Annotated in this window: 10 protein-coding genes; all 10 read right to left on the reverse strand. The window is 67.7% G+C overall.

Annotated elements, in window-relative coordinates:
• Positions 1-12: 12 nt before the first annotated feature.
• Entirely contained in the window at positions 13-324 is a 312-nt protein-coding gene (locus APAU_RS08435; RefSeq protein WP_006301307.1) for a helix-turn-helix domain-containing protein, read from the reverse strand.
• Between the two features lie 841 nt (positions 325-1165).
• Positions 1166-1396: a helix-turn-helix domain-containing protein gene (locus APAU_RS14905; protein ID WP_083806796.1), complete on the reverse strand. Its 231-nt coding sequence runs from the start codon at positions 1394-1396 to the stop codon at positions 1166-1168.
• A 405-nt stretch (positions 1397-1801) separates the two neighbouring features.
• Complete coding sequence (rsmI, locus tag APAU_RS08450; protein WP_006301310.1) at positions 1802-2653, reverse strand: 16S rRNA (cytidine(1402)-2'-O)-methyltransferase; 852 nt, start codon at positions 2651-2653, stop codon at positions 1802-1804.
• Positions 2644-3408 (reverse strand): tRNA1(Val) (adenine(37)-N6)-methyltransferase, encoded by a 765-nt coding sequence (locus tag APAU_RS08455; RefSeq protein WP_006301311.1) that lies wholly within the window; start codon positions 3406-3408, stop codon positions 2644-2646. Before APAU_RS08455 ends, rsmI begins: the two co-directional genes overlap by 10 nt.
• Positions 3408-6836 carry a chromosome segregation protein SMC gene (smc, locus tag APAU_RS08460; RefSeq protein WP_006301312.1) on the reverse strand — a complete coding sequence of 1143 codons (3429 nt, stop codon included), beginning with the start codon at positions 6834-6836 and terminating at the stop codon, positions 3408-3410. The genes APAU_RS08455 and smc overlap by 1 nt, the downstream gene beginning before the upstream one ends.
• Entirely contained in the window at positions 6802-8310 is a 1509-nt protein-coding gene (locus APAU_RS08465; protein ID WP_006301313.1) for an Rne/Rng family ribonuclease, read from the reverse strand. The genes smc and APAU_RS08465 overlap by 35 nt, the downstream gene beginning before the upstream one ends.
• Positions 8307-9023: a TIGR03936 family radical SAM-associated protein gene (locus APAU_RS08470; RefSeq protein ID WP_006301314.1), complete on the reverse strand. Its 717-nt coding sequence runs from the start codon at positions 9021-9023 to the stop codon at positions 8307-8309. Before APAU_RS08470 ends, APAU_RS08465 begins: the two co-directional genes overlap by 4 nt.
• Positions 9023-10834 (reverse strand): radical SAM protein, encoded by a 1812-nt coding sequence (locus tag APAU_RS08475; RefSeq protein ID WP_006301315.1) that lies wholly within the window; start codon positions 10832-10834, stop codon positions 9023-9025. Before APAU_RS08475 ends, APAU_RS08470 begins: the two co-directional genes overlap by 1 nt.
• Positions 10835-10915: 81 nt before the next feature.
• Positions 10916-12028, reverse strand: coding sequence for a rod shape-determining protein RodA (rodA, locus tag APAU_RS08480; RefSeq protein ID WP_006301316.1), 1113 nt, complete (start codon positions 12026-12028; stop codon positions 10916-10918).
• The gene (minE, locus tag APAU_RS08485) at positions 12021-12320 is read right to left on the reverse strand and encodes a cell division topological specificity factor MinE (RefSeq protein ID WP_006301317.1); all 300 of its coding nucleotides are present in this window, start codon (positions 12318-12320) and stop codon (positions 12021-12023) included. Before minE ends, rodA begins: the two co-directional genes overlap by 8 nt.
• Positions 12321-12329: the final 9 nt, after the last annotated feature.

A 12329-nucleotide genomic window follows, 5' to 3' on the forward strand; every position in this document is an offset into this window, starting at 1 on the left:
TGTAGCGACTCATCAGCACCCACCCCCAAGATCAAGGCTGCCTTGCCGCCCCTGGAGAGGCTGGTTCTCCTCATCCGGGGTCTGCGTCCAGGAAGCGTCCAGGTCCAGCGAGTACTCCGCTACCCGCCGACCGTCGCCGACATCGACCAGCCGGGACCGGATCGGCCAGCCACGGCGCTTCAAGTCGTAGATTCGAGCGCTCAGGCGGAAGGACCCCACTCCGTCCAGAGCCTCAAGCGGGGTGATGTGTTCCCCGGTCAGGAGCCGCCTCAAGATGGCCTCCGCTTGGGTCTGCGCCTGGGATGCGTTCGGGTTCAGGTTCATCGGCAGTCACCCCCGGAGACCATGCAGTAGCGACCCTCGGGCTCAGGGCCGGAGGGGATCAGGTCGGATGAGGAGGATCTAGGGGATGGCGGTACTAGACCCTGACCGTGCAGCCAGGGTGATGCAGGTGGGTCTCCTTGTTGTTGGTCGGGGTCTCCGTCGCCGGGACCACCACCTCCACCTGGGGAGGCTGCCACCGTCGCCACCCGGGCCACGTGGGAACGCCGAGGAGCACGGGACCGAGACTGCACAGCTCGACGGGGAGCAGGGCGGGAAACAGGACGGCGGGGGATGACCACCTTGCGAGGTTCCGGTTTCTCTGCTGTTCCGATTTTCGAGATGCGCCGGCGCGGAGACATCCCAGGAGGAAGACCCTGGGCCCTCAGGAGCCGACTGCAAGCTTCGTCGTACTCCCGCTCAAGTTCCTGGGAAAATAGAAAACGTGCTACAGCTTCCTCCGCATCTCGAAGAGAGGGATCTTGTGAGTCCAATAAACGACGTGCCGCGTCCCAGACTGTCTCCCTGCCCAATTTAAGCCGTTTCCTTGTCCTTCTAGCGATTTGCAGGTATCTCGTTTTGATTTTACTAGAAAGCCTCTCCATGTAATCCAAAGACTTGCTCTTGGTGTAATTTAGGTGCTTAATTGGCAAACAAAGAGTGAATGGCCCTTCTTCTCCGGGAAAATAAACTTCATCACAGATACAGCGTGCCTTATGGTCTATATGACCACATACTTGTATCGCTCTCGGGTCCTTCGTGGTAAGATTGGACTTACCAGGCATGCGTGCACCACCTTTCTCTTTGGGCCTCGGGGAGACGCTCCCCGGGGCTCTTTCTTTTCTCACGCCGACTTCGGCCACTCTCGCCCGCAAAGTTCGTCCAGGCTCACACCTAGGACGTCCGCCAGCTTGACGACAGAATCGAGACGCAACCCCGCCTTCCCCTCTTCGGCGTCCCGTAGCCGCCCCCAATCCAACCCGCTGTCTCGCGCCACTCGGTATCGGGTTAACCCCCGGGCTTCTCGAAGCTCCTTAATTCGCATGTTTTCACCTCCCCTAACGAGATACCCCATTGTATATCTATCGGCAAAAGAGGGCAACCGCCATGTCGACACGATGGACAGCGCCACTACAGGTAGAGGGGAACCCGCCCGGGGCTAGTGCATGTGCCCATGTGCTATTTGCCTTTTTGGGTCAGCAGGAAGGGGGCACCTGGGTCTTGGCATATGTGACAGACAACATATACTAGAGTGACATACTCCGCAGGGAAACCGGACCACGGGGAAGGATTACGGAAGTTGAAATGTGCGGATGCAGATTAGCGGAACATTGACCGAACGGGGGCGAATACAAGGGAAACCGGAGAAAAACCCGGTGATACCAACGGTTTTTAGCCGATGTGGGGGACGTCGTTGACGTAATAGATCGGGGTGGTGATGTAGAAGGGGGTTCGCTGTTCACTCATGGGGGGTTCCTCCTCACGCAGGTCCGTTTCGGGATTCTTCGCCGCGGCGCTGCCACAAAAAGGCCTTGGCGCGGTTCTTCGGGATACCATAGCGCTCCCCCAGGGACTTGACAACCGCGCGCCAGTCCCCGCCCTCCTCCAGCTCCCGGAGGGCCTCCTCCTGCCAGAGAGAGTCGGGGACGTCCGAGTTCTCAGGGGGTTCCGCTCCCGCCACCACCCCCACCAGCTCCCCACGAAGCCGTCCTCCCCGGGCAGCCTCCAGAAGCTCCCCCAGAGTGCCCCGAAGGGCCTCCTGGTGTACCTTACTGATCTCCCGGACCACCGCCGCGGGCCGGTCCCCCAGCTCCTCCCTCCACAGGGCGAGGTCCTCCTCGGGATGGTGAGGGGAGAGGTAGAAGATCAGGGTCTCCGGGCGATCCGCCAGGGAGCGGACTCGTCGGCGGCGGGCGGCGGGGCGTCCCTCCAGGAAGCCCACGAAGAGGAAAGACCGCGGATCCAGCCCCGAGAGGAGCAACGCCGGGATCAGGGCGTTGGGACCCGGGAGGACATCCACCTCGTACCCCGCCGCCAGGGCCGCCGCCAGCACCTGCCCCCCCGGGTCAGAGATCCCGGGGGTCCCCGCGTCGGACACCAGGACCACCGTCTTCCCTTCCCCCAGGACCCGGAGGATCTCCGGGATCCGTCGGACCTCGTTGTGTTCGTGGGTGGAGAGCAGGGGCTTGCGCAGGCCCAAATGGTTCAGCAACCCCAGGGTGCGCCGGGTATCCTCGCAGGCCACCAGATCCGCCGCCTCCAGGACCTCCAGGGCCCGGAGGGTGATGTCCTTGAGGTTGCCGATGGGTGTGGGGACCAGGATCAGGGGCATGGGGTATCCTCCAGACGGTACGCCTCCAACAGTTCCTCCGAGTGGGTCCCGTCGCCTCGGTGGATGAACAGGGGAGGCTCCACCGTCAGCCCGGGCCCCCCGTCCCGCAGGGCCTCCAGGAGCACCACCGAGGCGGCTCGGTCCGGCTTGGGGTGCACCGCCCGCAGGCGTTTGGGCTCCAGCCGGTGTTCCCGGAGCAGGGACGTGAGCTCCCCCAGGCGTTTGGCCCGCATCACGAGGAAAAGGCGCCCCCGGCTGCGCAGGCAGCCCCGAGCCGTCCGGACCAGGTCCTCCAGGGAGCAGGCCAGACCGTGTACCGCCAGGGCCACTCCCTCCCGGGGGCTGGGTCGGCTCCGCTTCGGATCCTCGTAGGGCGGGTTGGCCACCACCGCGTCGTAGGGCCTCCCGTCTCCCCAGCAGGCTCGGTCCCGAAGATCCCCCGGGTCGAAGCGGGTCCAGCGTTCCAAGCCGTTGGAACGGGCGTTCCTTCGGGCCAGTTCCACCAGCCGGGGCTGGAGGTCCAGCCCCCGAAGGGAAAAGCCCTCCCCCAGACACCCCCGGGCGCGCAGCCGCGCCGCCAGAAGCAGGGAGAGGGCCCCGTGGGCACACCCCAGCTCCAACACCCGCTCCCTCCCCTTGAGACGGACGAAGTGGGCCAACAGCACCGTGTCCACCGTGACCCGAGGGCCCTGCCCCTCCGAGGGCTGCTCCAGGGTGAGGGCCCCCCAGAGCAGGTCGTCCCGGGTGGTCTCCATCAGGCCCAATCCTCCAACCGGACCCCCACCACCTGGGAGAGCCCGGGCTCCGAGAGGGTGACCCCGTAGAGCAGATCCGCCCGCTCCATGGTGACCCGACGGTGGGTCATGGCCAGGATCTGACGGGACTGGGCGTACTCCCGGGCCAGGTCGGCGAAGCGGCGGAGGTTCACCTCGTCCAGGGCCGCGTCCACCTCGTCCAGCACCGCCAGGGGACACCCCGCCACCTCCATGGAGGCGAAGAGCAGGGCGATAGCGGAGAGGGACTGCTCCCCCCCGGAGAGCTGGGAGATGCCCTGGGGACGCTTCCCCGGGGGGCGGGCCACCACCTCCACCCCCGCTTCCCAGGGGTTGGCCGCCTCCAGCAGCACCAGGTGCGCCTCCCCGCCCCCGAAGAGCCGCTGGAACAGGTGGTCGAAGCGCCGGTCGATCTCCCCCAGGGCCTTGGAGAACACCGTCTGGGCCTGCCGGTCCGCGTCGGCGATGAGCTTCTCCAGCTCCCCCATGCTTCCCCGGACGTCGTCCAGCTGTTCTCCCAGGAAGGCCAGACGGTCCTGGAGGGATCGGTCCTCCGAGAGAGCCCCCAGATCCACCGGCCCCAGATCCTTGACGGCCCGATCCAGCTCCCGGACCTTCCGTCGCAGTTCCTCCGGGTCCGGGGCAGCGGGGTCCTCCTCCGTCCCCGGCTCCACCCCCGGATAGGGGTACTGGTCCTCCCAGGTGGCCACCAGCTCCGTCAGCTCCCGATCCAGGGCGGAACGCTCCTGCATCGCCTCCCCCAGCCGCGCTTCCAGGGCCACGGACGCCCCTTCCGCCCCCTTCTGGCGCCTTCGGGCGACCTCCAGTCGGACCTGAAGGGACCGGAGGCGTTCCGCCCCTTCCTCCCCCTGTCGGGCCAGGTCCTCCCGGCGCCGGTGCGCCTCCAGCCACCGTTGCCCCAGATGCCTCAGCTCCTCCAGAGCCTCCCCCCGACGGACCTTCCTCTCCTCCAGAAGCCCCCGGATCTGCTCCCTTCGGCCGACGAGGCGTCGTCTCTCCTCCTCCATGCGCTCCAAGAGGAAACGGGCTCCCTTGAGGCGTTCCTCCAGCAGCTCCACCCGGGAACGGCACCGTTCCCATTCCGCCTCCAGGGCGGACTCCTCCTCCGCGCCCTCCCCCGAGGGAAGGCGCTCTTCCAGGTCCCGAGCCTCCCGGAGAGTCTCCAGGCGCTTTCTCCCCTGTTCCTTCAAAAGCCGCCGGAGGTCCTCCCCCAGCTGGAGGGATCGACTCCGTTCCTCCTCCAGCGCCCCGAGACGGCGACTTGCCTCCTCCAGGATCGCCTCCGCCTCCTTCAAGGCCCCCAGGGCCTTTTCCCTGCCCGAGGCGGCCTCTCGCTCCGTCTCCTCCTGGTCCAGAAGCGCCGCCTCCAGGGAGGCGATCCGGCTCTCCATCTCCCCCACCCGGGCCTGCCCCTCTTCGATCTGGGCCTTCAGTTCCAGGGCCCGATGGCGGGAGGCGTTCTTTCCCCCGGAGACCGCCCCGGTAGGCTGGAACACGTCCCCCTCCAGGGTGGCCACGGGGCCCCGGAAGGCACTGCGCGCCACGGACTGGCCGTCCCGGTAGGTGCGCACCACCAGCAGATCCCCCATGAGGTGTTCCAGGGCCGGACGCCACTGGTCCTGGATCTCCACCAGGTCCAGGGCAAACCCCACCGCCCCGGAAGCGGAGGCCGCGCCGGCGCGGTCGGGGTGGCGGGGACGGGTGCGTTCCAGGGGCAAAAACGTCCCCCGTCCCGCCTGGTGTCCCTTGAGAAGGTCGATGCAGCGCCCCGACTCCTCCAGGGTCTTCACCAGCATCCAGAACTGCCTCCCCCCCAGGAAGGCCTCCACCGCCTCGGCGCATTCGGGAGGGCAGCGGAACGCATCCAGCACCACCACGGGACTGGCGTCCAGCTTCCCCAGACGGGCCGCAGAGACCACGTGCTGCACCGGCCGGGGAAGCACCTGCAGCTCCAGCACCTCGGACCATTCCTCCGTCTTGGAGCGCAGGGAGGCGGTCTCCCTGCGAAGCCGCTGAATCTCCGCCGCGCTTTCCTGGCAACGCGCGTAGGCTTCCGCGTGACGGGAAGAGGCGGTCTCCACCCGGGCCAAAGCCCCTTCCCGGCCCTGTGCCGCCCGATCCCGCTCTGCCCCCACCTCCTCCAGGAGGTGGCCCAGACGCTCCAGGTCCTTTCGTCCCTCCAACCATCGCTGCCCCAGGGTGGACAGGTACGCCCCGGCGCTGGCTTTCTCCGCCTCCAGGGCACCCCGACGCCGCAGAAGCTCTTCCCGGATCTCCCGGTCCGCCCGGGCCCGGCTCCGGATCTCTTCGTGCCGCGTCTTCAACTCCTCCCGCTGGGCCAGGACCTCCTGCCACTCCCCCTCCAGGGAGGAGCAGACCTCTCGGTGGGCCTCCGACTCCGCGGCCTGTCGGCGGTCCTGCTGCTCCAGAGATCGCTCCTCCCCGCGAAGCTCCTCTTCCCCCCGGGCACCCTCCGCCAGGGAGGTGCCCAGGGAATAGGCCCGCCGCCCCTGCTCCTCGAAGAAACGGCGCAGGGTTTCCCGTTGGCGGGTTTCCTCCTCCCGGGAGGCGGTGGCCTGATTCCACTCCCCCTCCAGGTAGGCGGCCTTGAGGCTCCAGGCCCGTCGCCAGAAGCTCCGGCTTTCCCGCAGTCCCCCCAACAGCTCGAGGGCGGCGGCACGCTCCTCCAGGGTCTCCTCCAGGTGTCGCCTCCGAACCCAGTAGTAGCGCCTGCGCAGCTCCTCCAACCGATCCAGCAGCTCCCGGGCTCGGGTCGCCCGGGCCACCTCCGGGGCGATCTCCTCCCTACGCGCCGCCAGCTCCGCGGAGAAGGCCCGAAGGCGCTGGTATTCCTCCTGTCCCCGGGCGAGGCGGTCCGCCGCGTCGGTGCGTCTCTTCCGGTACACGTCGATGCCGAAGAGGGTCTCCAGCTGGAGACGGCGGGCGGAAGGACGCTGCTGGATCACCTCCGCCACCTCGCCCTGCCCGATGAAGGCGAACCGGTCCCCCTCCAGGCGAAACTGGCGCTTCGTCTCCTCCAGCTCCTGGAGGGTCCGGCGCTCCCCGTCCACCAGGGCCTGGGTGGAGCCGTCCGCCAGGACCCGGCGGCGCAGGGTGCAGACCCGCAGATCCTCCCGAAGCTGGAGGGTCACCTCCGCCTCCTTCGCTCCGGGCAGGCTGGGGGATCCCTGAAAGAGCAGGTCGCTCTGCCGGGCAATGCGCAGCCGCCCCGGGTGGCTGTCCCCCAGGGTCCAGCGGAGGGCATCCAGCAGGTTGCTCTTGCCGCTGCCGTTGGGCCCCACCACCGCCACGAAGCCGGAGCCCAGGGCCAAATCGTGGCTCCCCCCGAAGCTCTTAAACCCTCGGAGATGCAGCCGCGCGATGTACAACCGCCCGTTCCTCCCGCCGCTCCAGCAGATCCACCCGATGCTCCATCTGAGCCAGGGAGCCCTGGGAATCCAGGCGGTACCGGGCCCAGGAAAACTCCGGCACCTCCCGAAGGAAGAGGGTCCGCCCGAACTCCTCCTGCCAGGCCTTGAGGTAGGTCTCCCCCACGTACCGGGCCACCGCCGGGTAGGCCTCCACCAAAAGGGCCTCGGATCGGGAGGACTGGCAGACCTTGCGCAGGAAGCGTTTGATCTGCATGGCCACGCTCTCCTCCTTCTCCACCCACCCCAGGCCGCCGCAGAAGGGACAGCCCCGGCTCACGAGGGAGCGCAGGTCCGGGCGGGCCCGTTTGCGGGTGATCTCCACCAGTCCCAGCCCCGTGACCCCGTAGACCCGGGCACGGTAACGGTCCTTGCGGAACAGCTCCTGAAGCCTCGCCACCAGGGCTCGACGGTCCTCGTCGGTCTCCATGTCGATGAAGTCGATGACCACGATCCCCCCCAGGGCCCGCAGACGCAGTTGCCGGGCCACCTCGTCCGCCGCCTCCAGGTTGGTGGCCAGCACGGTGTGCCGCAGGTCCGTGGAGCCGGTGAACTTGCCCGTGTTCACGTCGATCACCGTGAGGGCCTCGGTCTGGTCGATCACCAGGTAGGCCCCGGAGTGAAGCCAAACCTTCCGGTCCAGAAGCCCCTCGATCTCCTTCTCGATGCCGTAGATCTCGAAGAGGGGGGTGTTGCCCCGGTAGTAGTTCACCTCCGGGGGTTCGCCGTCGCGGAAGTGCTTCAGCCACTCCTCCACCCGGTCCCGCTCCTCCTCGTTGTCCACCACGATCTCCGTCACGTCCCCGTCCAGCTCGTCCCGAAGCACCCGCTCCAGGAGGCCCAGGTCCCGGTAAAGCAGGCAGGGAGCGGCGTTGCGCCGGCCGTTCTCCTCCACCTCCTGCCACTGCTCCAGGAGCTCCTCCACGTCCCGCATCAGGTTCTCCTCGTCGCACCCCTCCGCCACGGTGCGCACGATGAGGCCGTATCCCTGGGGCCGACAGGACCGGGCCAGGCCGCGCAGCCGGGCGCGCTCGTCCTCGTCGGCGATGCGCTTGGAGACCCCCGTCTCGTGCCCCCCCGGAACCAGCACCAGATAGCGCCCCGCCAGGGAGACCCGGGGGGTCACCCGAGCGCCCTTGCCCTTCCGGGCGGATTTCACCACCTGGACGATCATCTCCGCGTTGGGCTTCACGTTTCGGTCCGGCACGTCGTCCAGGTAGAGGAACCCGTTGCGCCCGTCCCCCAGGTTCACGAAGGCGGCGTGCATCCCCGGAAGCACGCTGTCCACCCGGGCCTTGTAGATCTCCCCGGTGCGCTGACGCTCCCACATCCTCTCCAAGTAGAGGTCGTACAGCCGCCCCCGCTCGTCCAGGATGGCCACCCGCATCTCCTCGGAGTCCACGGTGTTGGCCACGATCTTCTTGCCCTTCGTCACAGAACCGCCTCCTCCGACGGATCCGGGGTACCCGGTCTCATCAGCTCCAGGACCTCTTCCGTCTCGTCGTTCCACCCTCCCAGACGTTCCCGAACCACCAGGAGGTCTCCCCAACCCGAGATCCTCCCCGCCGCCGCAAGCCATCGGACCAGGTGGGAGGCCCCGTACCGGTCCGGATCCAGCAGGACCAGGCTCAGCCCGTCCCCCTCCGGGCGGACCCGCCTCACGCAGGGCGCCGCGGCCTCGCAGGTTCGGAGATCCTCCGCCGCCCCTTCCCGATCCACGGGTCCGTGGAAGAACAGCCGATAGGCCCCTGCCTTGCAGAGGGAAGCCAGGGAAGAACCCTGGACCTCCTCCGCCCCCAACAGGGAGAACCCGGGGGGCAACACCGCCCCGAAGCGTCCCGCTGCCCGAGGCTCCCAATCGTCGAACCAAACCTCCAGGGGCTCCCCACACCCCACCACCCCCACGGGCAGAGGGGGACCCAGGCTCACCTTGGGGTGGGGGGAGAAACCCTGGGTGAGGCTCACCGAGAGCCCCGCCCTCCGGGCGGCCCGCCCGAAGAGCACCGGAAGATCCGCATGGGAAAGGAAACAGGCGGCTCCCCGCTTGGCGTAGAGGAATCGGACCCGAGGGTTGACCGGGGCCGGAGTAGGGCGCGGGGAGACCCCCTCGATGCCCTCCCGAAGGACCTCTTTCTCTTCCTGGGACATCACCCCTTCCCCCCCTTCCCGGCGAGCTGCCCCCTCCGGGGGCACTCCTCCACGGCGAAACCGCAGGCATGACAGGCGCCGACCCGGCAGTCCCCCGTAAGCTCCCCTGAAAGGGCTCGGGCCCGTTCCCGGAGCAGGAACTCCTGGGTCACCCCCGCGTCCAGGTGCGCCCAGGGCAGGGGCACGTCCAGGGGCCGGGGACGGGCTACGTACGCCTCCGGGTCCACCCCGCACCGCTCGAAGGCCTCCAGCCACCGTCCCAGGTCGAAGGTCTCCGTCCACCCGTCGAACCGGGCTCCCTGCCTCCATGCCTCTTCCAGCACCGGAGCCAGAGCCCGGTCTCCCCGGGAGAAGACCCCCTCCAGGAAGGTCTGGTCCGGATCGTGGTAGGACAGACGGATCTTGGAGTCCTTGATGAGCCGGGACTTGACCCACCGGCCCCGCTCCCGGAGGGCCTCCCGGGTGGCCTGAGCCTCCCACTGAAAGGGGGTATGGGCCTTGGGGACAAAGCCAGCCAGGGAGATCGCCACCTCCCCCCGCCGTTTGTGGGCCCGAGCGGTCCGCACCGTCTCCTTGGCGATGCGGACGATTCCCTCCAGGTCCTCTTCCGTCTCCGTGGGGAGGCCCATCATGAAGTACAGCTTCACCCGATCCCACCCGTGGGCAAAGGTGGCCTCCAGGGAGGCCCGGATGTCCTCCTCCGTGACCCCCTTGTTGATCACGTCCCGAAGCCGCTGGGTCCCCGCCTCGGGGGCAAAGGTGAGCCCCCCCTTGCGAAGGGTCTCCAGCTTCGCCGCCAACTCCACGGAGAAGGCGTCCATGCGCAGGCTGGGCAGGCTCAACTTGATGGATCGGGGGCGAAGGATCTCGTCCAGCCGGACCAGCGCCTCCTCCAGTCCCGACCAATCGCAGGTGGCCAGGGAGAGGAAGCCCACCTCCTCCCATCCGGTGAAGTCCAGCAGCCGCTTCACCTGGTCGCACACCGAAGCGGCGCTCCGCTCCCGTACGGGGCGGTCGATCATCCCCGCCTGGCAGAACCGGCACCCCCGAGTGCAGCCCCGGAACACCTGCACCGCCACCCGATCATGCACGATGGCGGTGGAGGGGACCAGCATCCGATCCTGAAGGAAACCCTCGTCCAGGTCCGCCAGGACCTGACGACGCACCGGGGTTCGGGGGATCCCCAGGGCCGGAACGTAGACCCCCGGAAGCTCCGCCAGGGCGCGCAGGCGCTCCTCCCGGGGACACCCCTTCAGACCAGAGAGGGTCCGCACCAGGGAGGGCCACAGCACCTCCCCGTCCCCCAGGAGGAAGGCATCCACGAAGGGTGCCAGGGGTTCCGCCACAAGGGCGCCGGGGCCTCCCGCCACCACCAGGGCATGGGCCTCCGTCCGGTCCTCCGCGTGCAGGGGCACCCCCCCCAGGTCCAGCATGGTGAGCAGGTTCGTGTAGGAGAGCTCGTACTGGAGGGTGAAGGCCAGGACATCGAAGGCCCCCAGGGGGCGATCCGTCTCCAGGGTCCCCAGGACCTTGCCCCGGCTCCGAAGCTCCGCCTCCATGTCCGGCCAGGGACAGTAGGCCCGTTCCGGGTCCGCCTGGGGCAGGCTCTTCAGGAGGGCGTGGAAGATCTGAAACCCCAGGTAGCTCATCCCCACCTCGTACACATCCGGGAAGGCAAGGCAGACCCGCACCAGCCCCGGGGCATCGGGCTTCGGAGGGGTCAAGCCCCACTCCGCCCCCACATAGCGCGAAGGACGCTTCACCGATGCCCACAGGGGCCAGCGAGGGTCCTTCCTCTCAACGCAATCCATGTTTTCTCCTCCAAGACAAAACCGACCTCGGGACCCGCAAGGGTCCGGCCGGAACGGGGTATGGCGCAAGGGGTTCCTCGCTCAGTCGAAACGCTCTCGGGCCGTGGACACGGCGACGCTCTGCACCAGCCCCAGGGCCAGGGCTTCCGCCAGCAGGGAGCTGCCTCCGTAGCTGAACAGGGGCAGGGGCAACCCGGTGATGGGGGCCAACCCCATGCTCATAGCGATGCTCTCCATCACCTGAAACCAGAGCCAGGCGGAGAGGGTGGCCACCAGGATCTTGGCCCGAAGGTCCCGGCTTTGGAGAGCCACCTTGATCATGCGCCAGAAAAGCAGGGCGAACAGGCAGAGCACCAGGGAGCACCCCAAAAAACCAAACTCCTCCGCAAAGACGCTGAAGATGAAGTCCGTGTGGGGTTCGGGAAGAAAGTGCAGACGGCTCTGGGTCCCCGCCAGAAAGCCCTTCCCCACCAGCCCCCCGGAGCCCACGGCGATGCGGGACTGGATGACATTGTACCCGGCCCCCTGGGGGTCCAGGGTCGGGTCCAGGAAGACCAGCAGACGCATCTTCTGGTACGTCTTGAGGCCCTGCCAGGCAAAGGGAAAGGCCAACAGCCCCGCGCCTCCCAGACAGGCCAGATAGGAGGGCTTTGCCCCGGAGACCCACAGGGCGACCATGGTCATGGCCCCGTAGACCAGGGCGCTTCCCAGGTCCGGTTGAAGCAGCAGGAGGGACAGGGACACCCCCGCCACCCCCAGGGTCCCCAAGAAGGCTCGGGGGGTCTCGGGAGGGACGCGGCTGCAGTGTTTCGCCAGGACAAGCCCCAGGGCCACCTTGCCCAGTTCCGAGGGCTGAAGGCGGAAGGGCCCCAGGTGGAACCAGCTCTGAGCTCCCTTGGCGGCGTGCCCCAGAACCAGCAGGGCCACCAGCAACCCCAGAGCCCCCAGGTAGAGGGGAACGGCCTGCTTCAGGAAGTTCTGATACCCCACCTTGAGGACCCCCAGGTAGGCCAGGGCTCCCAGAAGGCCCCACAACAGCTGTTTCATGGGGTACTCCGGGTGGTTTCTCCGGACCCCCAGGGAGGCGCTCACCAGGGCCACCAGGCCCAGGACGAACAACCCCAGGGTCAGGACCACTAGGGGGCGGTCCAGGTTCTTGCGGATCTCCGTCCAGGACGGAGAGAAATCAGCCATGCTTCGGGTCCTTGGTTCCCTTCGGCGTTCCCGCCGCACCCCGTCTTCGGACGTTCTTCACCGGGATGTTCGCCACCAGGGCCACGGACCGGTCCTCCCTCTCCAAATCCAGCTCGATGCGGCTCTCGTCGATCTCCATGTAGTTGCGGATCACCGCAATGATATCCTGCCGCAGGTTCTCCATGGTCTCTCGGGAGATGTCGCTTCGGTCGTGGATCAGGACAAGCTGCAGCCGCTCCTTCGCGGTGTTTCCCGAAGGCTCCTTGCCAAGCAGACGACTCAGAAACCCCATCGTCAACAC

The sequence above is a fragment of the Aminomonas paucivorans DSM 12260 genome, from assembly GCF_000165795.1.
Lineage (GTDB): Bacteria > Synergistota > Synergistia > Synergistales > Synergistaceae > Aminomonas > Aminomonas paucivorans.